Raw genomic sequence first — 22,813 nt, forward strand, 5'->3', positions numbered from 1 at the left:
TCGTTCCTCCTCCTCGCGCCTTGCCTGGCTACGCGTGCCCGCTTGGCGGGATACCTGCGTTTGTGCGGCCACAACCTCGTACTCGGGGGTGAGCCAATCAGCGCCTCCGCTCACGATCCGCCACGACAATCGAGCTGGAGTGGCACCGTGATCAAGTCCTACCTCATCAACATGCAGCGCAGCGGCGATCGCCTGCAGGCCATGGCGGCGCGGTTCCAGGCGTTGGGGATCCCGTTCGAGCGCCTCCCCGCCATCGACGGCGCCACGCTCACGCCTGCGCAGATCGCCGATTTCGTGCGTGAGCGCCCGCTGGAAAACTCCGGCGATGCGTTCAGCACCGGCCCGCGTAAATGGACCGCGTCCAACATCGGCTGCTTCCTGAGCCATCAGGCGGCCTGGCGCATCGCCGCCGAGTCCGACGCTGCGTACACCGCCATCTTCGAAGACGACATGCACCTGTCCGATGCGCTACCGGCGCTGTTGCGCAGCACCGACTGGCTCCCACCGGGCAGCAGCATCGTGCGCCTGGAGCCGTCCTACAACCGGATCAAGCTCGATGCCAAGGTCGCCGACATTGCCGGGCGCCAGCTGCGCCTGGTGCGTCCATCGACCTACCAGCATTGCTGGCCGGTGTGCGCCGGTGCGCTGATCATCAGCCGCGAGGCGGCGCGACTGCTGCTGGCCGCCGACGCGCGCTGGCACACCATGGCCGATATCTTTTTGTTCGGTTGGAACGAATCGCCGGTGGCGCAGCAGCTGTCCACCTATCAGCTGTCGCCGGCCGCCTGTATCCAGGACAAGTTCTTCCACGCAGCGCCGGAGCAGATCGTGTTCACCAGCACCATCGATGCGCCGCTGACGCGCGCGCAAAAGCAACGCAGCGCGCACTGGAAGGCCAAGGCGACGACGCTGCTGCGCGTGGCGCAGGGCTATCGCAAGGTCGTGTTCGCGCCGTAAAACGGCGATCGACACGGTGGCCCCATGGGCTGATCGCAGGTCTCGCACTTGCGCGCTCGCATGCCGCAATTGCATGCACAGTCCACAGCGCCTGATGCCGACGTGCTTACCGGCTTGTTGACGGAAAACCAAGGCGTGCAACAGCCCGATGCTGCACGCGTTCACCATGCGGTACCGCATGTCATCCACATGCACAAGACGCTCGCCGGACATTGCGGCATGATGCCGCCCTTCGCCGTCTGCCAGCCTTTCCAATGACTCCTTCGTGCACGCTCGTCTCCGCCCTGCAGTCGCTGCAGCAGCAGTTCATCGCCATGCCTCCGGTGTTGTCGATGGGCATTGCCGTGGATGGCTTGCACGATGGGGCGCTGCGCCTGCGCGCGCCGTTGCAGGCCAACGTCAACGACAAGGCCAATGCGTTCGGCGGCAGCCTGGCCTCGTTGATGACGCTGGCCAGCTGGGGGTGGCTGACGCTGCAACTGCAATTGGCCGGCCACGAAGCCGACGTGTATGTCGCCGACAGCCAGCTGCGCTATGTCGCGCCGGTGTACGAAGACCTGGTGGCCGATGCCGAGCCCGCCGAATTGGGTGGCTGGGACGCCTTTCTGGCGACCTTCCGTCAGCGCGGCAAGGCGCGCATCGGCATGCGCGCGCAGATCGCGCTGGGCTCGGGCGCAGCGGCGGCCACGTTGAGCGGGCGCTTCGTGGCGTTTCCAAAACGGTAGGATGCGGGCTGGATCAAGGGGGAATACGCATGCGTGCACTGATGGGAGCAGTCGTCCTGCTGGGGTTGGCGATGCTGAGCGGGGTGGCCACCGCCGGCAGTCGCGCCCAGGGGCGCGCGCTGGAAACCACCCAGGCTGCCTACACGGCGGCGGTGCGCTGGAGCGATTTCGATGCCGCGCAGGGGTTTGTCGAACCGACCTACGCCCAGGCCCATCCGCTCAGCGACCTGGAACGCTCACGCTATGAGCAGGTGCAGATTTCCGGCTACCGCGAGTTGCGCGTGGGCGAAGAACCCAATGGCGACCTGCGCCGTGAGGTCGAGCTGCGCGTGATCAACCGCAATACCCAGGCCGAACGGCTGGTGCGCAGCATCGAGATCTGGCACTGGAATCCCGAACAAAAGCGCTGGTGGCTGGCCAGCGGCCTGCCCGACCTGTGGAAGGGCCAGTAGCCCGGCCTCTGCCTTGCTGGCCGTCGCGCGCGCCAGCTGTGCGACAATTCCCGCCCGCTCGACTGACCCTGACCCCGTGAATTTCGAAGAGCTGCAGGCCTTTGTCGGCCGCAACCCCATGTTGTCAATGGCCCTGGTGGGCCTGACCATCGCCCTGATCGTCACCGAGGTTGCGCGCCTGTTCCGCGGGTATCGCGCACTCAAGCCGGCCGAGCTGACCCGTTTGATCAACAGCGAAGACGCGCTGGTGATCGACCTGTCGCCCACCGCCGATTTCGAAAAGGGCCATATCGCCGGCAGCCGCAACGTGGCCCTGGCCAAGTTCGACCCGGCCAGCAAGCTGCTTGCCAACGCCAAGGCATCGCCGGTGGTGGTGGTCTGCCGTAGCGGCAACACCTCTGCAGGTGCGGCCAAGACGCTGAAGAAAGCCGGCTTCGAGAAGGTGTACTGGCTCGAAGGTGGCGTCGCTGCCTGGCAAATGGCCGAATTGCCACTGATCAAGGGCCGCTGATCCGCCTTGTGCGGCAGCTCGCAAGCCCCCATTGCTTGCGTGAGATACTCGCGTTTTCACGTCTGCATCACTCAACGCTGCATCCACCGAACCGCTTTTGGAGTTAGGAATGTCCGACGAAATCCTCAACGGCGCCGCTGCGCCGGCCGACGCCGCTGCTGGCCCCGCTTTCACCATCGAAAAGATTTACGTCAAGGACGTTTCTTTCGAATCGCCGAACGCGCCGGCCGTCTTCAACGACGCCAACCAGCCCGAGCTGCAGCTGAACCTCAATCAGAAGGTCCAGCGCCTCAACGACAACGCCTTCGAAGTCGTGCTGGCCGTGACCCTGACCTGCACCGCCGGCGGCAAGACCGCCTACGTGGCCGAAGTGCAGCAAGCCGGCGTGTTCGGCCTGGTCGGCCTGGAGCCGCAGGCGATCGACGTGCTGCTGGGCACGCAGTGCCCGAACATCCTGTTCCCGTACGTGCGCACCCTGGTCAGCGATCTGATCCAGGCCGGCGGCTTCCCGCCGTTCTACCTGCAGCCGATCAACTTCGAAGCCCTGTACGCAGAAACCCTGCGTCAGCGGTCGCAGGGCGAAGGCACCTCGCTGGCCGATTCCGAGCCGGCTGGCAACGCCTAAGCACTGTCTGCGCCGATGAGCGATTCGACCCACAAGATCGCCGTTCTCGGCGCCGGTTCCTGGGGCACGGCCCTGGCCGCGCTTCTCGCCAGACACGGTCACTCAACCGTGCTCTGGGGACGCGATGCGGCGATGGTGGATGCCATCGATCGCACCCACGAGAACGTGCGTTACCTGCCGGGCATTCCGTTGCCGGAGACGTTGCGTGCCACCACTGACCTGCAGGCCGCCATGGCCGATGCAAGCTGGATTCTGGTCGTGGTGCCCTCGCATGCATTCACCGAAACGATTCGCTTGATCGCTCCGTTGCGTCCGGCCAACGCCGGCGTGGCATGGGCGACCAAGGGCTTTGAACCCGGTTCCGGGCGCTTTCTGCATGAAGTGGCGCGCGATCTGCTCGGTCCCAGCGTTGCGCTGGCCGTGGTGACCGGGCCGTCCTTCGCCAAGGAAGTCACGCTCGGCTTGCCTACTGCTGTCACCGTGCACGGCGACGATGCGGCGTTTGCCCAAGTCGTGGCCGATGCGATGCACGGCCCCACCTTCCGCGCCTACACCGGCGATGACATGGTGGGCGCAGAGCTGGGTGGCGCAATGAAAAACGTGCTGGCCGTGGCCACTGGTGTGGCCGACGGCATGCAGCTTGGCCTCAACGCCCGCGCTGGTCTGATCACGCGCGGTTTGAACGAGATGTTGCGCCTGGCTGCAGTGATCGGTGCGCGCCCGGAAACGTTGATGGGCCTGGCCGGGTTGGGCGATCTGGTGCTCACCTGCACCGGCGATCTGTCGCGCAACCGCCGGCTTGGGTTGGCGCTGGGGCGCGGTCAGAGCTTGAACGATGCGATCCGCGAGATCGGCCAGGTGGTCGAGTCGGTGCAGACTGCCGACGAAGTCATGCGCCAGGCCGAACAGCACGGCATCGAGTTGCCGATCTCCAATGCCGTACGCGCAGTGCTGCATGGCGAAATCACGCCGGAAGCGGCGTTGAAGGAACTGCTGGCGCGCGAGCGCAAGCCCGAGTATCCGCAGGCGTTATTCACCTGATCGGGCGGCAATGCGTATCGCGTGATGCAATGAAGACAACAAAAAGCCCGGCACTGCCGGGCTTTTTGTTGGTGCATATCAGACGCATCACCGCTTCGCGGCAACTCAAGTGCGAGGCGACTCGAGTGCTTCGTCCAGAAGCGCTGCGTGCGCACGTGTGCGAAACAACCACGCGACGCTGCGTCGCCATCGACCAATCGCGCAAAAGTAAAGAAGCCCGGTCGGGGGACCGGGCTTCCAATGCAATGCGGGAGAGAGAGTCGCGTTGCAGTCAAACGTACGGCTTACCAGCTGAAGCGCGGGCCAACCGACCATTCCTTGTTGCCGTCGCCATCCATACGGATGTCGCCGTTGATGCCCCAGTTCTGGTTCAACTTCACCTGGGCGCCAAGGCGGCCGTAGAAGTTGTCGCCGATGTCGATGCCGCGCTTCTTGGAGAAGTCTTCGTAGCCAGCCAGGGCATAGACTTCGAAGTGCTCGCCGAACGCGTTACGCAGACCGGCTTCTACGCTGTAGCCGTCGAAGCTGATGTTCGGGCTGTCCAGGTCCAGCTTGCGGTAAGCAACGCGAGCAACGAAGTCGGTGCTGGTGGCGATCTCGTGGTTGTAGCCCACACCGACGCCCCACTGCTGGAAGTCGGAGTTGGAGCTTTCGAACACGCTGTCGTTGTCGTCAGCGTTCTGCTTGCTGTAATCGCCGAACACGTGGAAGTTCGGAGCAACGGCGTAAGAAGCCTTCAGGCCCCAACCATCTGCATCGCGACCTTCGGTCGGAGTGCGCACGTAGTCGCCTTCGACGAAATTGTAGGAGAGGTTTTCAGCAGCGGAGGCCGCAAACGGCAGGGCTGCGAGGAGGCCGAGGGCCAGCAGTGAAGTCTTCATGATCAATACCTGTACTTATGGTTTGGGCCGGCGCTGAGGCGAATGCCGTTCGCTGCCGAGATGTAAATTCTCCGTTATTCGATGGAACGCGACATGAATTTTGGACTGAGCCGTGAATGAATCATCGCGCCAGATTCAGCTGCGCTTTCTTGTGGTCCCCGGCGGATGCGCGTAGCGCACGTGTAAAGCGTGACGCGGCATTCACTGCGCACCTGCAATGTGAGACGTGTGTGCACAAACGTTTAAATCATCTGGTTTTTCAGTACTTTTCATGCACGAGCACATTGCACTGACATCGCCGCTGGGAGCATTGCAGGCCTGTTGACTAGTAGCGGAGCTGCATCGTGGCGAAGAAGAAGACGGTGGCGCGGTTTCTGGCCGAGACGCTGCAGAGCGCGGGTGTGGAGCGGATCTGGGGCGTGACCGGCGACAGCCTCAATGGCTTGACTGATGCATTGCGCGAGATGCAGACCATCGAGTGGATGCATGTGCGCCACGAAGAAGTCGCCGCGTTTGCCGCAGGCGCCGAGGCGGCGGTGACCGGCACGCTGGCGGTATGCGCCGGGAGTTGCGGGCCGGGCAATCTGCATTTGATCAACGGCTTGTTCGACTGCCATCGCAGCCGACAGCCAGTGCTGGCGATTGCCGCGCATATTCCATCGTCCGAGATCGGCCTGAATTATTTTCAGGAAACCCACCCGCAGGAGCTGTTCCGCGAGTGCAGCCACTTTGTGGAGCTGGTGACCAATCCGGCGCAGCTGCCGGAAGTGCTGCATCGTGCGATGCGCACGGCCATCCTGCAGCAAGGCGTGGCGGTGGTGGTGATTCCCGGCGATATCGCGTTGCTGGAGGTGGACAAGCATCTGTCGAGCGCATGGCCTGCCCTGCGCGCGCCGCGCGTGCTGCCTGCGGCCGACGATGTGCAGCAGTTGGCCGAGCTATTGCAGCAGAGCAAGGCGGTCACCTTGTTGTGCGGCAGCGGATGCGCAGGTGCACACGATGCGGTGGTGGCGCTGGCAGAGAGGCTGGGCGCGCCAATCGTGCACGCGCTACGTGGCAAGGAATATGTGGAATGGGAGAACCCGTTCGATGTCGGTATGACCGGCTTGATCGGCTTCAGTTCCGGTTACCACGCGATGCTCAACTGCGACACCTTGATCATGTTGGGCACGGATTTCCCGTATCGGCAGTTCTATCCGAAGGACGCCACCATCGTGCAGGTGGACCGCGACCCGGGTGCATTGGGACGGCGCACGCCGCTGCAGCTGGGCATTGCGGCGGATGTGGGCGAAACCATCGCGGCCTTGCTGCCGCAGTTGCAGCGTCGCGAAGACCGCCGCTTCCTGGAAAAATCGTTGGAGCACTACCGCAAGGCGCGCGAAGGGCTGGATGACCTGGCAGTGCCGGCCGATCCTGGTGAGCCGTTGCATCCGCAGTTCGTGACCCGGCTGATCAGCCAGATTGCCGATCAGGATGCGGTGTTCACTTGCGATGTCGGCACGCCCACAGTGTGGGCGGCGCGCTATCTGCGCATGAACGGCAAGCGCCGTTTGCTGGGGTCGTTCAACCATGGCTCGATGGCCAATGCGATGCCGCAGGCACTGGGTGCGCAGGCGGCGTTCCCCGGGCGGCAGGTGATTGCGCTATCCGGCGATGGCGGTTTTGCGATGTTGATGGGCGATTTCATTTCATTGGCGCAGTTGAACCTGCCAGTGAAGATCGTGGTGTTCAACAATGCCTCGCTGGGCTTTGTGGCGATGGAAATGAAGGCTGCCGGTTACTTGGATACCGGCACCGAGTTGCGCAACCCGGATTTTGCCGCGATGAGCAATGCGATGGGCATCCTGGGCATCCGCGTGGACGAATCGTCGCAGCTGGAGCGTGCGTTGCGGCAGGCCTTTGCGCATTCCGGTCCGGCGCTGGTGGATGTGCGCATCGCCACGCAGGAACTGGCGGTGCCGCCGGCGATCAAGCTCGAACAGGCCAAGGGCATGGGCCTGTACCTGCTCAAGGCGGTGATGAGCGGGCGGGGCGATGAGGTGATTGAGCTGGTCAAGACCAACCTGCGCTAACGCGGCCAGTTCTATCATCGGCCGACCTTGCCCGGATCGCTTGCATGCCACGTTCGCTACTGCGGCAATTGTTGCTGATCTGGATGGTGATCGTGGCCGCCTGCCTGGGCGTGGCCACGATGCTGTATGGCCTGTATCGCCAGACCGAAGGTGTGCGGCTGGAAGACGCGCGGCAACAGTTGAGCGGCCAGTGCATGCGCATCGTGCAGCGCTATGCCGGCGCAAGCGAGGCCGCGCGCAGCGGCGACAACGGCGCCGGCTTGGCTGCGGTGGTGGTGCAACTGGTGTTGGCCGATGCGCCCGGCGTGGAAGGCGGCGTGTGGAATGTGGACAAGGGCTTCATCGCCTATGCCTACCCCACCTATGACGGCAGCGATCACAAGACCGATATCCCGGCAGCCGAGTGGACAACCATCGTGGGCACTGCGCGGCAAAGCGCGCAGGGACGCAAGCCCGTGCAGTTCCGCCGCGATGGCAGTCGCGAGGTGCTGCTGATCAGCGCCTGCCCGTTGGCGTCCGGCACCGCCGCGTGGACCATGTCGCGGGTACCGGCGAGCAGTTCGGATGCGCGGAGGCCGCTGGTGGTCGGCATGGTATTGATCTTTGCGATGGTCGCGGTGTCGGCGATTGCGCTGGGCGTGGTGGTGCGGCGCTGGAGTCAGCGTCTGCAGAAGATTCAACACGCATTGGCGGCCGATACCGAGATGCCGCAGATTCCGCACACGGGTGCGCCCGAACTTGATCGGCTTGGCGCTGCGGTCACCGGCTACGCGCAGCGCACTGCGCAGGCGCTGGCGCAGACACGCAAGCTGGCCGACGAGCTATCGCGGCACGAGCGGCTTGCCGCGCTCGGGCGCATGACTGCAACGGTGGCGCATGAAATCCGCAACCCCATCGCCACCATGCGGCTTGCGGTGGAAAACGAGATCGCACGCCGCGATGTCACCCCCGACGATGCCGCGCATGGCGCGCTGATGCTGGCGCAGATCCGGCGCCTGGATGGTGTGGTCGAAAGCCTGCTCGGCATGGTGCAGCCGATCCGCCTGCAACTGGAGACAGTAGTGGTGCAGGACTGGCTGAAGGAACTGCTGGATCCCACACTGTTGCCGCACACTGCGCATCAATTGCAGCTGCAGGTGCCGGATGCACCGCTGCAGTGGTCACTGGATCCGCAGCAACTTGGGCGCGCATTGCACAATCTGCTGCGCAATGCGTTGCAGCACGCCGACCCAGGCACGCAGGTTGTGATGTGTGCGGAGCAACGCGAAGGCATGTTGCATTTGCAAGTGAGCAATCGCGGTGCGCCCGTGCCCGAGCCGATTGCGGCGCAGCTGTTCGAACCGTTCGTCAGCGGCCGCAGCGACGGCAATGGGCTGGGGCTGGCACTGGTGCGCGAGATCGCGCGCGCGCACGGCGGCCAGGCGCACTACACCCATGCCGATGGCATGACACATTTCAATGTGGAGTTGCCATGGCGCGCATCCTGATCATCGACGACGATGCAGCATTTCTCGCCACCTTGCAGGCGACGCTGCGCTCGCTCGGGCACAGCGTGATTGCCGCAAGCGACGGCGCGCAGGGGCTGGCGCAGTTGCGCGAAGGCGGTGTCGATCTGGCGTTTGTGGATTTCCGTATGCCGGGCATGGACGGGATCGAAGTGTTGCGCGCGCGGGCGGGCGATGCGCAGGCGGCCCAGGTGCCGCTGGTGATGCTCACCGCCCATGTGTCCAGCGGCAACACCATCGAGGCGATGACGCTGGGTGCGTTCGATCATCTGGTCAAGCCGGTGGGGCGTGCCGATATCGTCGATGTGGTGGAACGTGCGTTGCTGAGCCGCGCCGACGCTGCAGCCGCCGAGCCGCAGATCCCGCTGCCTGAAGAAGACGATGCGCTGGTCGGCCACAGCCCGGCGATGCGCACCGTGCACAAGCGCATCGGGTTGGCGGCCGCATCGGACCTGCCGGTGCTGATCACCGGCGAGACCGGTACCGGCAAGGAGTTGGCCGCGCGTGCATTGCATCGCGCCAGTGCGCGTGCGAATGCGGCGTTTGTCGCGGTCAATTGCGCGGCCATTCCGTTGGAGTTGATGGAGAGCGAGTTGTTCGGTCATCGCAAGGGCGCCTTTTCCGGTGCGACCAGCGACCGCATCGGCCTGATCCGCGAGGCCGATGGCGGCACTTTGTTTCTGGATGAAATCGGCGACATGCCGTTGCCCATGCAGGCCAAGCTGCTGCGCTTCTTGCAGGAAGGCGAAGTGACGCCGCTGGGCGGCCGCGGTGCCCAGAAGGTGGACGTGCGCGTGCTGGCGGCCACCCATCGCGATCTGGCCGCGTGGGTGGCGGCCGGGCAGTTCCGCAGCGACCTGCGCTACCGCTTGAACGTGGTGCCGATCGAGCTGCCGCCGCTGCGCGAGCGTGGTCAGGACATCGTGCTGCTGGCCGACTACTTTCTGCGCACAGGGCAGGGCAGTGCACGCACGCTGTCGCCGGCCGCGCAGGCGCGCGTGCTGGCTTACCCGTGGCCGGGCAATGTGCGCGAGCTGCGCAATGTCATGCAGCGTAGTCAGGTGCTGGTGCGCGGGCACAGCATCGAGGCGGACGATCTGGACGAGGCGCTCGGCGACCTCGCGTCGCCGCAGGCGCCGCCGGCGGCTACGGAAATGCAGCTCCCCGAAGCGGTGGCGCGGCTCGAGAAGCAGATGATCCAGGATGCGCTGGCGCACAGCGGCGGCAATCGTGCCGAGGCTGCACGTCGGCTCGGCATTCATCGGCAGCTGCTGTACCGCAAGCTCGACGACTACGGCTTGCAGTAGGCGCGCGGGCTGGCGCCTGCAAGGCTGTGCGGATGGGCGACGAACCGGTGCTGATCGAGTGGTTCGCCTGCCCGGCCCCATTGCCGGCAGGACGTTGCAAACAGAGGCATCCATCGCCAGGGCATCGACAGGCGGCCATGGGCCAGCGCTAGCATTTGCAGCCGTGCAGCCGTGCAGCCGTGCAGCCGTGCAGCCAGCTACAGACGCAGCCACAGACACAGCCACAGACGCAGCCACAGACGCAGCCTGCAATCGTGAACGCCGGCCTCCGATGCTGCCCGGACAGGGGACACCGCAGCGCACGTGTCTGCAAAACGGACAACGCTGGATGAAGTGCAGACATCTTAGGTGCCCTGTTCCAGGCCATCCGCCTTGAAAAACAAGGCTTTCAGAGTTGGCACGATGTCTGCGTTGTACGCATTGCGAGCGGCACTCCTGCCGCATTGGAGACATCACATGCTTCGTCAGACCGCACTTGCTGTTGCATTGGCTTGCAGCATGGCTACCGCGGCGGCGCAGGTTCCGCCGCCGCCTGCCGCGCCGGTCGCACCGCGTCCGCCGGTGGGCACGCCGCCCCCACCGCCGCCGATGCCGCCTGCGCCGCCCGCACCGGTGGCTGCTACGCCGGTGCAGGTCAGCGGCACCGTCGAGCGTTTCATGCTCAATCCCAACGGCGACGTGGACGGGCTGTGGTTGCGCGACGGCACCCAGGTGGCGTTTTCACCGCATCTGTCCGATGACCTGCAGGCGGCCGTGCGTCGCGGCGATGCGGTGAGCGTGCAGGGCTATCGCCTGGGCGACTTGCCGGTACTACGTGCCAGCAGCATCCGCTCCACGCGCAGCAAGCGTGAGGTGGTGGACCGCCCGCCGTTGGCCGGCGACATGCCGCCGCCGCCCGCGCCTGCCGCACTGACGCCGTTAACAGCGGACGGACGCATCGAGCGCCTGGTCTACGGCGCGGGCGGCGAGACCAACGGTGCGTTGCTGAGCGACGGCACCGTGGTGCGGATGCCGCCGCATCTGGCATTGCAGTTGAGCGACCTGCTGCGTACTGGAGCACCGCTGAGCGTGCGCGGGTTCGGTGTCGCCACTGCGGCCGGGCGCGCGATCGAAGCCACCGCAGTGGGTCGCGACCGCGCGTCGCAGCGTGCGTTGTTCGTTCCTCCGCGCCCGGATGGCCCGCTGCCGCCGCCACCGCCGCCCGCACCACCTGGGCCGCCCGTGCCGCCGGCGGCCCCACCCACACCGCGCTGAAGCAAGCCGCCGCTGCGAACGCGACGGCGGCGCGCACCCAGATGTTCGTTCACGCACCCCGCCGCGCCGCCTGCATGGCGTCGGGCGCGGCTTGCCGGCGTTGGCCGGTCCTACCTAGTTGGAGTCCACAATGCATTGGGTCGATCCTGATTTCCTCCCTGAAACCCGCGGCACCCTGGCGCGTTTTCTGCTCAATCCCAAGGCCGATATCGATGGCCTGCTGTTGACCGATGGCACTGAAGTACACACACCGCCGCATCTGTCGGCGGCCTTGCTCAAGGCGCTCAAGCCTGGCAGCGCATTGACCGTGCGCGGCCTCAAGCCACGCGATGTGGACATGCTGGTGGCCCTGGCGATCGACCCGGACGGCGGCAAGCGCATCCTCGACGAGGGCCCGCATGGGCCGCATGCCAAGCCCAAGCCCAAACCCAAACCGCCGGCCGGCAAGCCGCCCAAGCCGCAGCTCACCCAGCACGCCGGCACCATCGCGCGGCTGCTGCATGGCCCGCACGGGCAGGTGCATGGCGTGCTGTTCGACGACGAGGTGACGGTGCGGTTTCCGCCGCATGCCGGTGCCGACTTCGCCAAGCAGCTGGTGGTCGGCAAGCCGTTGGTGGTCGAAGGCGACACCAAGGCCACGCCGCATGGCGTGTTGATCCACGCGCATGCGCTGGGCAGCAAGGCCGCTGCGTTGAAGCAGATCGACCATCCGCCGCATGGCCCGGGCGCGCACAAGCCCAAGCCCAAGCCCAAGCCCAAGCACTAGGCGCCGCAATGTGCCCGCTGCGCTGCAATGAGACAGGCGTCATCGGCGTTGCCCTGCAGGCAGGCCGTGCAGGGCAACACGCAGCAGGGCGATGCGCATGAGCACGTCGACCCGACCGCGTGGCACGCGCGCGCTGGAAGCGCTGCATTTCAGCGTGGCCGATGTCCAGGACGGGCTGGGGCCGTTTTTGAGTGTGTTCTTGCAGTCCAAGGGCTGGTCGGTGGGCGCGATCGGCACGGTGATGAGCGTGGGCGGCATTGCCGGTATGCTCGCCACCACGCCGGCTGGCGCATTGGTCGATGCCACCCAGCGCAAGCGCGCCGTGGTGGTGGTCGGCTGTCTGGCGATCCTGCTCGCCACCGCGTTGATCTGGCTGCGCCCGACCGCCTCCGGCGTGGTCGCTGCACAGATCGCATCGGCGCTGGCGGCGGCCGGCATCGGCCCGGCGCTGACCGGCATCACGTTGGGCCTGGTGCGTGCGCGCGGGTTCGATCATCAGCTGGCGCGCAACCAGGTCGCCAATCACGCCGGCAACATGCTGGCGGCGGTGCTGGCCGGCTGGTTGGGATGGCGCTACGGGTTTGGCGCGATCTTCGCGCTCACGGCGGTGTTCGGCGTGTTGGCGCTGACGGCCGTGCTGTCGATTCCGGCAACCGCCATCGACCATCGCGCTGCACGCGGCCTTGGGCATGCCGATGGCGCAGACGCATTGAGCGCCTGGCGGGTGTTGCTGACCTGCCGGCCGCTTGCATTGCTGGCGGTCACGCTGGGGCTGTTTCATCTGGGCAACGCGGCGATGCTGCCGTTGTATGGCATGGCGATCGTGGCCGCGCATGCCGGCGACCCGAGCGCGCTGACCGCCACCACGATTGTGGTCGCCCAAGCCACGATGGTGGTGGTCGCGTTGCTGGCGATGCGCTGGATCCGCGTGCACGGGCATTGGTGGGTCCTGCTGCTGGCCTTCATGGCCTTGCCGCTGCGCGCGCTGGTGGCGGCCTCGGTGATTCACGGCTGGGGCGTATTCCCGGTGCAGATCCTCGACGGGCTCGGCGCCGGTCTGCAAAGCGTGGTGGTGCCGGCATTGGTGGCGCGCTTGCTGCATGGCACCGGGCGGGTCAACGTCGGCCAAGGCGCGGTGATGACGGTGCAGGGGATTGGCGCGGCGCTCAGCCCGGCGTTCGGCGGCTGGCTCGCGCACGCCTTCGGCTACCGCATCGCGTTTTTGAGCCTGGGCGCAATCGCCTTGTTGGCAGTGGCGTTATGGGCTGGCTGCCGCGGCCTGTTGCAGGCAGCGACCAGCGTGCAGACCGCGTCGTAGTGGCTGCGCAGGTGCGTGCAAGAAAGCGCGTGTGTATTGATTCCATCGCCAGCGGGGCGTGGTGCATTGCGCGGTGTTGTCGAGAATCGCAAGCCTGGATGTAAAGACTGAAGACCTGCAGCGCGCATGCACACAACACGGCAATCACCATCGCGCTGTAAGGCGTGGGCAGTGCCGGGTGTCTGGTGGTGAACCAGTCACCTGCGGCAAGTGACCGGTAGACGCCTGGGCATCTCGCTCAAGAACCGAGCGTGCAGTGGTCCATGCAGATTGCTGATTGCCGATAGCGGGCGCGCAGTGCTTGCTGTTGGTGCTGCGTCGAGGCTATTTACCGCCAGCGAAGTTCCACTGCCGCCAGGCTTCGAACACCATCACCGCAACGGTGTTGGACAGATTGAGGCTGCGATTGTCAGGACGCATCGGCAGACGCAGACGGTGCTGCGGCGGGATCGACTCCAGCACATCGGCCGGCAGGCCGCGGGTTTCCGGGCCGAACAAAAACGCATCGCCGGCGGCGAACTGCGGTGTGTCGTAACGCACCGTGCTGCGCGTACTCAGGGCAAACACGCGCGTGGGTGCGATGGCAGCCAATGCAGTTGGCAGGTCGGCGTGCACTTGCAGGGTCGCGTATTCGTGATAGTCCAGGCCCGCGCGCTTGAGCTGCTTGTCGCTGAGGTCGAAGCCGAGCGGCTCGATCAGGTGCAGGCGCGCGCCGGTGTTGGCGCACAAGCGAATCACATTGCCCGTGTTGGGCGGAATTTCCGGTTGAAACAGGATGACATCGAGGACGGGTGCTGACATGCGCGCAAGTGTAGCTGCGCGCGTGCTTAAAGGCTGATGGCGGCGCTGACCAGGGCTTCCAGTTCGGCCGGCGACGGCTGCAGCTGCGGCACCGGCAGATTGACCATGACCTGACCCATCAACGCACCGATCGCGGCGGCGGTCTGGCCGGAGGCGCTCTGGGCAGTGGCGGCGCTGCTGCGGACCACCAGCTCGGCGCGCTGTTCGGCCGACGGACGCACCTGCACCGCGGCAAGGGTGACAACGCGCGGGCCGGCCTGTTCGGCAGCGAAGGCAGCCAGCTGCTCGGCGGACGGGCGCACCTGCACGGCAGTCAGGGTGCGGATATCGCTGCTGCGTTCCAGCGTCTGCTGGGCGATCTGGTCGGCGGCCGGGCGAACCTGGACGGTGTCGAGCGTGGTCAGGCTGGCGGCTTGGGCAAAACCGGCGAAGGTGGTGCCGGCCAGGAGGGCGGCGGAGAGGGCGATGCGCAGGGTCTGGGTCTTCATGGCGAGGTCTCTTGGTGTGGGTGATCAGTGGTGTGGTAGTAAGGTAGTACACCGTTTCGGTATGTGCAAGAGCTTTCGAGGCTGTCGTTTATTTGTTCAGCAAAAAGTCAGTTTTCTGTTGTGTTCTGCCGGTGCCGGTTGAATAGAGCAAACCGCGTGCCATCTTCAAAGCATTGTTTTTAAAGATGTATTTGATGTTTGCAGGTGTCCGCGTCCGGACACCCGGACGCGTTTGCGGGCAGTGGACAGCGACGCCATCAAGTCCATGCGGCGGATAAGGGCAGGTGCCGGTGTGCTGAATGAGGCGTATGGCGCATGCCGGGCACGCGTTTGACCGCCGGACAACTGCGGCACAATCCGGCTTTGCCCTTCGGTGTGGATGACTTATGCGCGTGCTGATGCTGTCTGTTCTGGTTGCCACCACCACCGCGGCGTGCACCTGGGTGCCGATCGAACAAAGCGGCAAGAGCGTGCAGGTATTGCCCGCAGGCCCTGTGCCAGCTGGCTGTCAGCAGCAGGGCGAGGTGGTGGTGACGGTCAAGAGCAAGGTCGGCTTCTATAACCGCAACCCGCTGCGCGTGCAGGAAGAACTGGAGACCCTGGCGCGCAACGAGGCCCCGGGCGCCAATGCCAATACCGTCCAGGCGCAAGGCCAGCCGGCCGACGGAAGCCAGCGTTTCAACGCCTTCCGCTGCCCACCGCGCTGAACCGTTGGGCTGGGGCGGGGGCGATTCAAATGTAAAGATGCGGTAAAACCAGCCAGCGGCTAGACTGACGCCCCCTCGCCTGACGCCATGGCGCTACTTCGATGCTCTTCCAGAATGTCTCCATCGCGGGACTGGCGCATATTGATGCGCCGCATACGCTGACTTCCAAGGAAATCAACGAGCGCCTGCAACCGACCTACGACCGCCTCGGGATCAAGACCGACGTGTTGGGCGACGTTGCCGGTATCCATGCACGGCGCTTGTGGGACCAGGATGTCCAGGCATCCGACGCCGCCACCCAGGCCGCGCGCAAGGCGCTGATCGATGCCGGCATCGGCATCGAGAAGATCGGCCTGCTGGTCAACACCTCGGTGAGCCGCGACTACCTGGAGCCGTCCACGGCGTCCATCGTGTCCGGCAACCTGGGGGTCAGCGACCATTGCGTGACCTTCGACGTGGCCAACGCCTGCCTTGCCTTCATCAACGGCATGGACATCGCTGCGCGCATGCTCGAACGCGGCGAGATCGACTACGCGTTGGTCGTCGATGGCGAAACCGCCAACCTGGTCTATGAAAAGACCCTGGAGCGCATGACTTCCCCGGACGTCACCGAGGAAGAGTTCCGCAACGAACTCGCCGCGCTGACCCTGGGCTGCGGCGCTGCCGCGATGGTGATGGCGCGCACCGAGCTGGTGCCCGACGCGCCGCGCTACAAGGGTGGCGTGACCCGTTCGGCTACCGAGTGGAACAAGCTGTGCCGCGGCAACCTGGACCGCATGGTCACCGACACCCGCTTGCTGCTGATCGAAGGCATCAAGCTGGCACAGAAGACCTTCCTGGCCGCCAAGCAGGCGATGGGCTGGGCGGTGGACGAACTGGACCAGTTCGTCATCCATCAGGTCAGCCGCCCGCACACCGCTTCGTTCGTGAAGTCGTTCGGCATCGACCCAGCCAAGGTCATGACCATCTTCGGCGAACACGGCAACATCGGCCCCGCGTCGGTGCCGATCGTGCTGAGCAAGCTCAAGGAGCTCGGCCGCTTGAAGAAGGGCGACCGCATCGCACTGATGGGCATCGGCTCGGGGCTGAACTGCTCGATGGCGGAAGTGGTTTGGTGAGTGGCTGTCAGGTCGAATGCCACAAGAACGTGTTAAAAAAAATGGATTTTTAGAACGCGTCGCTGCATCATGTTCGTTCTCGCAACATGAGTAGGTGACATGGACGACACCTCCGTTTTCGATCCGACCAATTTCGATCCGACCAAGCCCCACAACGCTCTCCCGCCGCTACCGCCGGCGGGAGATATCGAAACCCGCAGCCTGCTCAAGGCCTGCATCGTTGCGCGCACCGCATTGGCCGAGCTGAAGCAGGCCACTGCGCTGCTGCCCAATCCGGCCGTACTGATCAATACGATTCCGATCCTGGAGGCGCAGGCCAGTTCGGAGATCGAAAACATCGTCACCACCACGGACGAGTTGTTTCGTTACGCAGACGATCAGGAGCGCGCGCAACATCCCGCGACCAAAGAAGCGCTGCGTTACCGCAGTGCGCTGTATGAGGGATTTCAATCGCTGCAGCAGCGGCCGCTGTGTACCGACACCGCTGTTGTGGTGTGTAGCCGCATCAAAGCGGTGCAGATGCAGATTCGTCGCGTGCCGGGCACTGCGCTGGCCAACGACCAGATGCAGCAGATCATCTACACCCCGCCGGTTGGCGAAACGCTGCTGCGCGACAAGCTCGCGAACTGGGAGCGCTTCATCCATGAGCACACCGACGTCGATCCACTGATCCGGATGGCGGTGGCGCACTACCAATTCGAAGCGATCCACCCGTTTACCGACGGCAACGGCCGCACGGGGCGGGTGCTGAATCTGTTGATGCTGATCGAACAGGGTCTGCTGGATGTGCCGGTGCTGTATCTGTCGCGCTACATCATTCGCCATCGCAGCGATTACTACCGCCTGCTGCTGGACGTGACGCGGCATGGGCACTGGGCTGAGTGGATTCATTACATGCTCGCTGCGGTTGCGGAGACCGCTGCCTGGACAACCGCGAAAATTCAGGCGATCCGCGGCCTGGAGACGCAGGCGCGTGATCACGTTCGCCGCCTTGCACCCAAGGCGTATAGCCGGGAGCTTGTCGATGTGATTTTCAACCAGCCGTACTGCCGCATTCAAAACGTGGTGGATGCGCTCGGCGTGACGCGCCAGACCGCAGCGCGTCATCTCAAGGAACTGGTGGATATCGGAGTGCTCAAGGAGCAGCGTCTGGGCAAGGAGAAGCTGTTCCTGCATCCGGCCTTCCTGCAACTACTTTCCGCTGACGGTCATCAACTGCCGCCTTACCGAGCAAGTCCGCAAGAAACCACATGATCTCTAAGACTGCTGCCACTTTATGCATCCAGTGCTGCCGTCTGATAGGGCGCAGCATGCGATCGCTGCAGGATTTTTATCTGCATCGCTCGGGCCAACGCCAGCGCGATGTAGCTCTTCTTGAAACAAACCGGATCCCTTTGGCATGAACTACCCAGGCTACCCCTTCACCCCCAAGCGCCTCGATGTGCGGCCCGGCGTTGCGATGTCGTATTTGGACGAGGGTCCACGCGATGGCGAGGTGGTCGTGATGCTGCACGGCAATCCGTCGTGGAGCTATCTGTGGCGGCACCTGGTCAGCGGGCTGTCCGATCGCTACCGCTGCATCGTGCCCGACCATATCGGCATGGGCTTGTCCGACAAGCCGGACGATGCACCCGATGCGCAGCCGCGCTATGACTACACCTTGCAGTCGCGCGTGGACGATCTGGATACCTTGTTGCGGCACCTGGGCATCACCGGCCCGGTCACGCTGGCGGTGCATGACTGGGGCGGCATGATCGGGTTCGGCTGGGCGTTGTCGCATCACACGCAGGTCAAACGATTGGTGATCACCAATACCGCCGCATTCCCACTGCCGCCGGAAAAGCCGATGCCATGGCAGATCGCGATGGGACGCCATTGGCGGCCGGGCGAATGGTTTATCCGCACCTTCAATGCGTTTTCGTCCGGCGCTTCATGGTTCGGCGTATCAAAGCGCATGCCCTCGGCCGTGCGGCGCGCCTATGTGGCGCCCTACAACACTTGGCGCAACCGCATCTCCACGATCCGTTTCATGCAGGACATTCCGCTGTCGCCGGCCGACAAGGGCTGGTCGTTGCTGGAGCGTTCCGCACAGGCCTTGCCGTCGTTTGCCGACCGGCCTGCTTTTATCGCCTGGGGCCTGCGCGATATCTGCTTCGACAAGCACTTTCTGGCCGGTTTTCGCCGCGCGTTGCCGAATGCGGAAGTGACTGCATTCGAGGATGCCAATCACTACGTGCTCGAAGACAAACACGACGTGTTGGTGCCGGCGATCCGCACGTTTCTGGACACGCATCCGCTGTAGGCGATGCACGCCGCTGCTGACCCATGCGCTGGTGCGCAGGTCAGCAGCGAGGCATGTTCACGAGGTTGGCAGCGGATTGCGCTGTGCGTCGTCCACGCCGATCCAATCGTCCTGCGTCAGCGCCTGCAGGCCATGCGCCAGGCGCGATTTGTCGCATTGCGCACTGCGCTCGCCGAACTCCAGCGAGGCCGGTACGGCGGCGCAGGAGGACGGGCGGCGGTCGTGGATGCTGCAGCGGCTGTAGCGGCCGATGTCCGCATCCAGGGCGATGCAGCGCGGTTGCGACTGCGAGGTGCCGCGCATCACGCGCTCATGCGTGCGCAAGGAGTCGGTCAGTTCGATCGGCACCCTGCCGCCCAATGCGGGATCGGCTTCGCTCCAGTGGAAACTGACGCGGAAATAGGCGCAGCAAGCGCCGCAGGTAAGGCAGGGGTGTGCCATGGAATGCCGGGCCTGGCGCGGCGAAATCGCGTGGGGAGCGCGGCATTTTGACCGAACCGTGCTGCGATACAAGGGGCGTGGTGGCGCGTAGGTCAGCGATTCGTCTGCCGGGACCGTCCAAGACCGACAAAGAGCATGCATGCATTACGCGGTGGTTAGGCCGCACAGCGCCAAACAGGCGCCGCATCCGTACATCGGCTTCCGTTCGATCAGTGCGATCGCGGCGTGCGGCGCGCCATCCCTGCAGGTGCTACGTGCACGCCTGATCCTGGAGATAGACGCAAGCGGCCGGCACCGTGAGTGCATGAGTGATAATACGGCGATGACCACTCTCTGCAATATCGCTGCCACCTTGCCGCAGCTGGCGCGCGAGCGCCCCGATCAGATCGCCATCCGCTGCCCCGGCCGCCGCGCCGCCAACGGGTTTGCGGCCTACGACGTGACCTTGAGCTATGCCGAACTGGATGCACGCAGCGATGCGATTGCGGCCGGCCTGGCACTGCACGGCATCGGCCGTGGTGCGCGCGCGGTAGTGATGGTGCGGCCGTCGCCGGAGTTCTTCCTGCTGATGTTTGCGTTGTTCAAGGCCGGTGCGGTGCCGGTGTTGGTCGACCCGGGCATCGACAAACGCGCGCTCAAACAGTGTCTGGACGAAGCGCAGCCACAGGCGTTTATCGGCATTCCGCTCGCGCAGCTGGCGCGCCGGTTGCTGCGTTGGGCGCGCTCTGCCAAGCAGATCGTCACTGTCGGTGGACGCTACGGCTGGGGCGGGGTGACGCTGGCGCGTGTGGAGCGCGATGGCGTCGGCGCTGGCAGCCAACTGGCCGATACCGCGCCGGACGATGTGGCGGCGATTCTGTTCACCAGCGGCTCCACCGGCGTGCCCAAGGGCGTGGTGTACCGGCACCGGCATTTTGTCGGGCAAATCGAATTGCTGCGCAACGCGTTCGGCATGCAGCCCGGTGGCGTGGATCTGCCGACGTTTCCACCGTTTGCCTTGTTCGATCCCGCCTTGGGGCTGACCTCGGTGATCCCAGATATGGACCCGACCCGTCCGGCCACCGCCGACCCGCGCAAGCTGCACGATGCGCTCAACCGCTTTGGAGTGACGCAGTTGTTCGGCTCGCCGGCGCTGATGCGCGTGCTGGCCGACTATGGTCAGCCGCTGCCCAACGTGCGCCTGGCAACGTCGGCAGGCGCACCGGTGCCTCCCGATGTAGTGGCCACCATCCGCGCGCTGCTGCCGGCCGATGCGCAATTCTGGACTCCATACGGCGCCACCGAATGTCTGCCGGTAGCGGCGATCGAAGGACGCACGCTGGACGCGACCCGTGCCGCCACCGAAGCCGGGGCCGGCACCTGCGTGGGGCAGGTCGTCGCGCCCAATGAGGTGCGCATTATCGCCATCGACGATGCGGCCATTGCCGATTGGAGCGGCGCGCGGGTGCTGGCCGTGGGCGACGTCGGCGAGATCACCGTCGCCGGCCCCACCACCACCGATACCTACTTCAATCGCGACGCGGCCACACGCATCGCCAAGATCCGTGAGCGTAGCGACGATGGCAGCGAGCGCATCGTGCACCGCATGGGCGATGTCGGCTATTTCGATGCGGAAGGACGCTTGTGGTTCTGTGGACGCAAGACCCATCGCGTGGAAACGGCAAGCGGCCCGCTGTACACCGAACAGGTGGAGCCGGTGTTCAACGTGCATCCACAGGTGCGGCGCACCGCCTTGGTCGGTGTGGGCGCGCCCGGGCAGCAGCAACCGGTGCTGTGCGTGGAGTTGCAGCCGGGCGTGTCGGCATCGGCCTTTGCGGACGTGCAAACCGCATTGCGTGCGCTGGGCGCGGCGCATTCGCATACCGCCGGTATTGCGCGTTTTCTGCGGCATTCCGGCTTTCCGGTCGATATTCGCCACAACGCCAAGATCGGCCGCGAAAAACTGGCGGTCTGGGCGGCGCAGCAGCGCTCCTGACGTCCACGATGTCCGCGCATTATCGTCTGGATGATCTGCGCATCGATGTGGCGCGGCAGCGCGTGGAGCGCGACGGCGTGGCGCTTGAGGTGGGCGGGCTGAGTTTTCGTCTGTTGCACTACATGCTGCAGCAGGGCCAACGCGTGGTGGAGTTCGACGCGTTGATCCAGAACGTGTGGGCACCGGCGCTGGTCAACGAAGAAACCGTCACCCAACGCGTGCGGTTGCTACGGCAGGCCTTGGGCGATGACTCGCGGCAGCCGCGCTATCTGCGCTCGGTACGGGGGCAGGGGTATCAACTGTGCGTGCCGGTGCAGCAGGAACAGGCGCCGCCTGTGCCCGCGCCACGGCGGTACGGTGTCTGGATCGCCGCTGCCGTGGCGATGCTGGTCGTGGTAGGCGGCGGTGCGGCCTGGTGGGTGCAGCGCGGCGACCCACCACCCGCGAAGGCGGCGTTGCTGCAACGTGCCGACTACTACGCCGGCATCGGCCAGCGCGACGACAACGACCGCGCAATCGGTCTGTATCGCCAACGTCTGCAGCAAGCGCCGGACGATCGGCAGGCCCAGCTCGGGCTCAGCCGTGCCTACGCCGCACGCGTGTGCCAATACGATGGCGACGGCGGATTTGCACAGCAGGCCCAGCAACTGGCCGATGCGGTGATCAAGGCGCAACCGGGTCTTGCGGCGGCCTACGCCGCGCGTGGTTACGCGCTGGATTGCCAGGGCCGCAATGGCGCTGCACTGGCCGCCTACGAGCAGGCGTTGCAGCTGGATCCAGCGGCCGATGCCGTGCGCGGCTCGGCCGCCTACCTATACGAGCGACAGGGCAAACTGGTGCAGGCGCTGTCGGCCAACCTGGCCGTGCGCGAGCCAAAACGCGTGCGCTTTCTGCCGATCCAGATTGCCAGCAACCTGAGCCTGCTCGGCTATGCGAGTGCCGCCGAAGCACGCTATCGGCAGAACTTTCAGCTGTATCCGGACGATGCGTTTTCCAATCTGGCCTGGCCCACGTTTCTGTTCGAGCATGGCCGCGCGGCAGAGGCGCAGACGGCATTGAACGAAGCATTGGGTCGCGGCACCGACTATGCCGGGCTGTCCTTGTTGCAGGCGCAGCTGGCGTGGTCGCGTGGCGACACCGCGCTTGCACGCAGCGCGGCGCGGCGGGCCTTGCAGCTGCGTCCACAGGGTAGCTTTGCGCAGACGGTGGTATGGGCGCTGCACGCCGAGCCGCCTCCGCCAGCCGCCATGCTGCACGCGCATGCGCAGGAGTTGCTCGGCAGCGTCGCGCGTGGCGGCGACCCGTTCGATGCAGTCGATGCCGCCGTGCTGTTGCTGGGTGCGGATGCGCCCGACGCGGCGATGCGCGCCTTGCAACGCGCCGAGGCCGCCGGCTACCGCAACGCCGGCTATTTGCGTCAATCGCCGCTGCTGCAGCCATTGCGCGGGTCGCCGGAGTTTGCCGCGTTGCTGGCACGTATCGATGCCGATCTTGCTGCCCAGCGTGGGCAGTTGCGGCGTGCCGATGTGCTGCGTGCGCAGGCAACATCCAACGGCGACTGACAACT

23 protein-coding genes are annotated in these 22,813 nt (G+C 65.2%); 19 read left to right on the forward strand and 4 right to left on the reverse strand.

All coding sequences use genetic code 11. The features are described 5' to 3' along the window. Nucleotides 1-147 precede the first annotated feature (147 nt). The 7 genes from ABQU90_RS11165 (at nucleotide 148) to ABQU90_RS11195 (ending at nucleotide 4,311) form a co-directional block, all read left to right on the forward strand. Nucleotides 148-957, forward strand: coding sequence for a glycosyltransferase family 25 protein (locus ABQU90_RS11165; RefSeq protein ID WP_323520983.1), 810 nt, complete (start codon nucleotides 148-150; stop codon nucleotides 955-957). A 60-nt stretch (nucleotides 958-1,017) separates the two neighbouring features. Beyond that, entirely contained in the window at nucleotides 1,018-1,215 is a 198-nt protein-coding gene (locus tag ABQU90_RS11170) for a hypothetical protein (RefSeq protein WP_323520984.1), read from the forward strand. Then, nucleotides 1,212-1,682 carry a YiiD C-terminal domain-containing protein gene (locus tag ABQU90_RS11175; RefSeq protein ID WP_055853726.1) on the forward strand — a complete coding sequence of 157 codons (471 nt, stop codon included), beginning with the start codon at nucleotides 1,212-1,214 and terminating at the stop codon, nucleotides 1,680-1,682. Before ABQU90_RS11170 ends, ABQU90_RS11175 begins: the two co-directional genes overlap by 4 nt. A 29-nt stretch (nucleotides 1,683-1,711) precedes the next feature. Beyond that, on the forward strand, nucleotides 1,712-2,134 hold the full coding sequence (locus ABQU90_RS11180; protein WP_055853724.1) for a hypothetical protein: 423 nt from the start codon (nucleotides 1,712-1,714) through the stop codon (nucleotides 2,132-2,134). A gap of 76 nt (nucleotides 2,135-2,210) precedes the next feature. Then, nucleotides 2,211-2,645 (forward strand): rhodanese-like domain-containing protein, encoded by a 435-nt coding sequence (locus ABQU90_RS11185; RefSeq protein ID WP_055853722.1) that lies wholly within the window; start codon nucleotides 2,211-2,213, stop codon nucleotides 2,643-2,645. Nucleotides 2,646-2,754: 109 nt separating this feature from the next. Next, a complete protein-coding gene (gene secB / locus ABQU90_RS11190; protein WP_055853720.1) occupies nucleotides 2,755-3,270 on the forward strand; it encodes a protein-export chaperone SecB in 516 nt (171 codons plus the stop codon). Nucleotides 3,271-3,285: 15 nt separating this feature from the next. After that, the gene (locus tag ABQU90_RS11195; RefSeq protein WP_115514979.1) at nucleotides 3,286-4,311 is read left to right on the forward strand and encodes an NAD(P)H-dependent glycerol-3-phosphate dehydrogenase; all 1,026 of its coding nucleotides are present in this window, start codon (nucleotides 3,286-3,288) and stop codon (nucleotides 4,309-4,311) included. Nucleotides 4,312-4,595: 284 nt separating this feature from the next. Here the strand turns inward: ABQU90_RS11195 and ABQU90_RS11200 are convergent, their stop codons facing one another. Further along, nucleotides 4,596-5,192: an OmpO family porin gene (locus ABQU90_RS11200; RefSeq protein ID WP_104611926.1), complete on the reverse strand. Its 597-nt coding sequence runs from the start codon at nucleotides 5,190-5,192 to the stop codon at nucleotides 4,596-4,598. A 362-nt stretch (nucleotides 5,193-5,554) separates the two neighbouring features. On the opposite strand from ABQU90_RS11200, the gene poxB reads away from it, so the two are divergent. From poxB to ABQU90_RS11230, 6 genes are all read left to right on the forward strand, one after another. Beyond that, entirely contained in the window at nucleotides 5,555-7,264 is a 1,710-nt protein-coding gene (gene poxB / locus ABQU90_RS11205; protein WP_323521139.1) for a ubiquinone-dependent pyruvate dehydrogenase, read from the forward strand. 44 nt (nucleotides 7,265-7,308) lie between these two features. Then, the gene (locus ABQU90_RS11210) at nucleotides 7,309-8,751 is read left to right on the forward strand and encodes a sensor histidine kinase (protein ID WP_323520985.1); all 1,443 of its coding nucleotides are present in this window, start codon (nucleotides 7,309-7,311) and stop codon (nucleotides 8,749-8,751) included. Further along, nucleotides 8,736-10,076 (forward strand): sigma-54-dependent transcriptional regulator, encoded by a 1,341-nt coding sequence (locus ABQU90_RS11215; RefSeq protein ID WP_323520986.1) that lies wholly within the window; start codon nucleotides 8,736-8,738, stop codon nucleotides 10,074-10,076. The genes ABQU90_RS11210 and ABQU90_RS11215 overlap by 16 nt, the downstream gene beginning before the upstream one ends. 456 nt (nucleotides 10,077-10,532) lie before the next feature. Further along, a complete protein-coding gene (locus ABQU90_RS11220; protein WP_323520987.1) occupies nucleotides 10,533-11,330 on the forward strand; it encodes a hypothetical protein in 798 nt (265 codons plus the stop codon). Nucleotides 11,331-11,460: 130 nt separating this feature from the next. After that, nucleotides 11,461-12,096, forward strand: a complete 636-nt coding sequence (locus ABQU90_RS11225; RefSeq protein WP_323520988.1) for a hypothetical protein — start codon at nucleotides 11,461-11,463, stop codon at nucleotides 12,094-12,096. 91 nt (nucleotides 12,097-12,187) lie between these two features. Next, nucleotides 12,188-13,414 (forward strand): MFS transporter, encoded by a 1,227-nt coding sequence (locus ABQU90_RS11230; RefSeq protein ID WP_323520989.1) that lies wholly within the window; start codon nucleotides 12,188-12,190, stop codon nucleotides 13,412-13,414. Nucleotides 13,415-13,738: 324 nt separating this feature from the next. Here ABQU90_RS11230 and ABQU90_RS11235 read toward each other — a convergent pair whose 3' ends face one another. Continuing rightward, entirely contained in the window at nucleotides 13,739-14,215 is a 477-nt protein-coding gene (locus ABQU90_RS11235) for a tRNA (cytidine(34)-2'-O)-methyltransferase (RefSeq protein WP_323520990.1), read from the reverse strand. A gap of 26 nt (nucleotides 14,216-14,241) precedes the next feature. Further along, a complete protein-coding gene (locus tag ABQU90_RS11240) occupies nucleotides 14,242-14,703 on the reverse strand; it encodes an XAC0231 family protein (RefSeq protein WP_055853704.1) in 462 nt (153 codons plus the stop codon). A gap of 386 nt (nucleotides 14,704-15,089) precedes the next feature. Here ABQU90_RS11240 and ABQU90_RS11245 point away from each other — a divergent pair, with 386 nt between their 5' ends. The 4 genes from ABQU90_RS11245 (at nucleotide 15,090) to ABQU90_RS11260 (ending at nucleotide 18,830) form a co-directional block, all read left to right on the forward strand. Further along, nucleotides 15,090-15,410, forward strand: a complete 321-nt coding sequence (locus ABQU90_RS11245) for a DUF4156 domain-containing protein (protein ID WP_055853702.1) — start codon at nucleotides 15,090-15,092, stop codon at nucleotides 15,408-15,410. Nucleotides 15,411-15,511: 101 nt separating this feature from the next. Continuing rightward, nucleotides 15,512-16,528 (forward strand): 3-oxoacyl-ACP synthase III, encoded by a 1,017-nt coding sequence (locus ABQU90_RS11250; RefSeq protein ID WP_055853700.1) that lies wholly within the window; start codon nucleotides 15,512-15,514, stop codon nucleotides 16,526-16,528. A gap of 99 nt (nucleotides 16,529-16,627) precedes the next feature. Then, nucleotides 16,628-17,782 carry a protein adenylyltransferase Fic gene (gene fic, locus ABQU90_RS11255; RefSeq protein ID WP_323520991.1) on the forward strand — a complete coding sequence of 385 codons (1,155 nt, stop codon included), beginning with the start codon at nucleotides 16,628-16,630 and terminating at the stop codon, nucleotides 17,780-17,782. Nucleotides 17,783-17,927: 145 nt separating this feature from the next. Continuing rightward, a complete protein-coding gene (locus ABQU90_RS11260) occupies nucleotides 17,928-18,830 on the forward strand; it encodes an alpha/beta fold hydrolase (RefSeq protein WP_323520992.1) in 903 nt (300 codons plus the stop codon). A gap of 57 nt (nucleotides 18,831-18,887) precedes the next feature. On the opposite strand, the gene ABQU90_RS11265 is transcribed toward ABQU90_RS11260, so the two are convergent. Then, a complete protein-coding gene (locus ABQU90_RS11265) occupies nucleotides 18,888-19,271 on the reverse strand; it encodes a YkgJ family cysteine cluster protein (protein WP_323520993.1) in 384 nt (127 codons plus the stop codon). A 322-nt stretch (nucleotides 19,272-19,593) separates the two neighbouring features. On the opposite strand from ABQU90_RS11265, the gene oleC reads away from it, so the two are divergent. After that, entirely contained in the window at nucleotides 19,594-21,246 is a 1,653-nt protein-coding gene (gene oleC, locus ABQU90_RS11270) for an olefin beta-lactone synthetase (protein WP_323520994.1), read from the forward strand. 8 nt (nucleotides 21,247-21,254) lie between these two features. Then, the gene (locus ABQU90_RS11275) at nucleotides 21,255-22,808 is read left to right on the forward strand and encodes a winged helix-turn-helix domain-containing protein (RefSeq protein ID WP_323520995.1); all 1,554 of its coding nucleotides are present in this window, start codon (nucleotides 21,255-21,257) and stop codon (nucleotides 22,806-22,808) included. Nucleotides 22,809-22,813: the final 5 nt, after the last annotated feature.

Source organism: Xanthomonas sp. WHRI 10207 (assembly GCF_040202975.1).
GTDB lineage: Bacteria > Pseudomonadota > Gammaproteobacteria > Xanthomonadales > Xanthomonadaceae > Xanthomonas.

What these genes read in the sequence shown, in the direction of transcription:
- ABQU90_RS11170 (WP_323520984.1), top strand. Translation starts at nt 1,018, where the DNA reads ATGCCGCAATTGCATGCACAGTCCACAGCGCCTGATGCCGACGTGCTT.
- ABQU90_RS11175 (WP_055853726.1), top strand. Translation starts at nt 1,212, where the DNA reads ATGACTCCTTCGTGCACGCTCGTCTCCGCCCTGCAGTCGCTGCAGCAG.
- ABQU90_RS11180 (WP_055853724.1), top strand. Translation starts at nt 1,712, where the DNA reads ATGCGTGCACTGATGGGAGCAGTCGTCCTGCTGGGGTTGGCGATGCTG.
- secB (WP_055853720.1), top strand. Translation starts at nt 2,755, where the DNA reads ATGTCCGACGAAATCCTCAACGGCGCCGCTGCGCCGGCCGACGCCGCT.
- ABQU90_RS11195 (WP_115514979.1), top strand. Translation starts at nt 3,286, where the DNA reads ATGAGCGATTCGACCCACAAGATCGCCGTTCTCGGCGCCGGTTCCTGG.
- ABQU90_RS11200 (WP_104611926.1), bottom strand. Translation starts at nt 5,192, where the DNA reads ATGAAGACTTCACTGCTGGCCCTCGGCCTCCTCGCAGCCCTGCCGTTT.
- ABQU90_RS11210 (WP_323520985.1), top strand. Translation starts at nt 7,309, where the DNA reads ATGCCACGTTCGCTACTGCGGCAATTGTTGCTGATCTGGATGGTGATC.
- ABQU90_RS11215 (WP_323520986.1), top strand. Translation starts at nt 8,736, where the DNA reads ATGGCGCGCATCCTGATCATCGACGACGATGCAGCATTTCTCGCCACC.
- ABQU90_RS11220 (WP_323520987.1), top strand. Translation starts at nt 10,533, where the DNA reads ATGCTTCGTCAGACCGCACTTGCTGTTGCATTGGCTTGCAGCATGGCT.
- ABQU90_RS11225 (WP_323520988.1), top strand. Translation starts at nt 11,461, where the DNA reads ATGCATTGGGTCGATCCTGATTTCCTCCCTGAAACCCGCGGCACCCTG.
- ABQU90_RS11230 (WP_323520989.1), top strand. Translation starts at nt 12,188, where the DNA reads ATGCGCATGAGCACGTCGACCCGACCGCGTGGCACGCGCGCGCTGGAA.
- ABQU90_RS11235 (WP_323520990.1), bottom strand. Translation starts at nt 14,215, where the DNA reads ATGTCAGCACCCGTCCTCGATGTCATCCTGTTTCAACCGGAAATTCCG.
- ABQU90_RS11240 (WP_055853704.1), bottom strand. Translation starts at nt 14,703, where the DNA reads ATGAAGACCCAGACCCTGCGCATCGCCCTCTCCGCCGCCCTCCTGGCC.
- ABQU90_RS11245 (WP_055853702.1), top strand. Translation starts at nt 15,090, where the DNA reads ATGCGCGTGCTGATGCTGTCTGTTCTGGTTGCCACCACCACCGCGGCG.
- ABQU90_RS11250 (WP_055853700.1), top strand. Translation starts at nt 15,512, where the DNA reads ATGCTCTTCCAGAATGTCTCCATCGCGGGACTGGCGCATATTGATGCG.
- fic (WP_323520991.1), top strand. Translation starts at nt 16,628, where the DNA reads ATGGACGACACCTCCGTTTTCGATCCGACCAATTTCGATCCGACCAAG.
- ABQU90_RS11260 (WP_323520992.1), top strand. Translation starts at nt 17,928, where the DNA reads ATGAACTACCCAGGCTACCCCTTCACCCCCAAGCGCCTCGATGTGCGG.
- ABQU90_RS11265 (WP_323520993.1), bottom strand. Translation starts at nt 19,271, where the DNA reads ATGGCACACCCCTGCCTTACCTGCGGCGCTTGCTGCGCCTATTTCCGC.
- oleC (WP_323520994.1), top strand. Translation starts at nt 19,594, where the DNA reads ATGACCACTCTCTGCAATATCGCTGCCACCTTGCCGCAGCTGGCGCGC.
- ABQU90_RS11275 (WP_323520995.1), top strand. Translation starts at nt 21,255, where the DNA reads ATGTCCGCGCATTATCGTCTGGATGATCTGCGCATCGATGTGGCGCGG.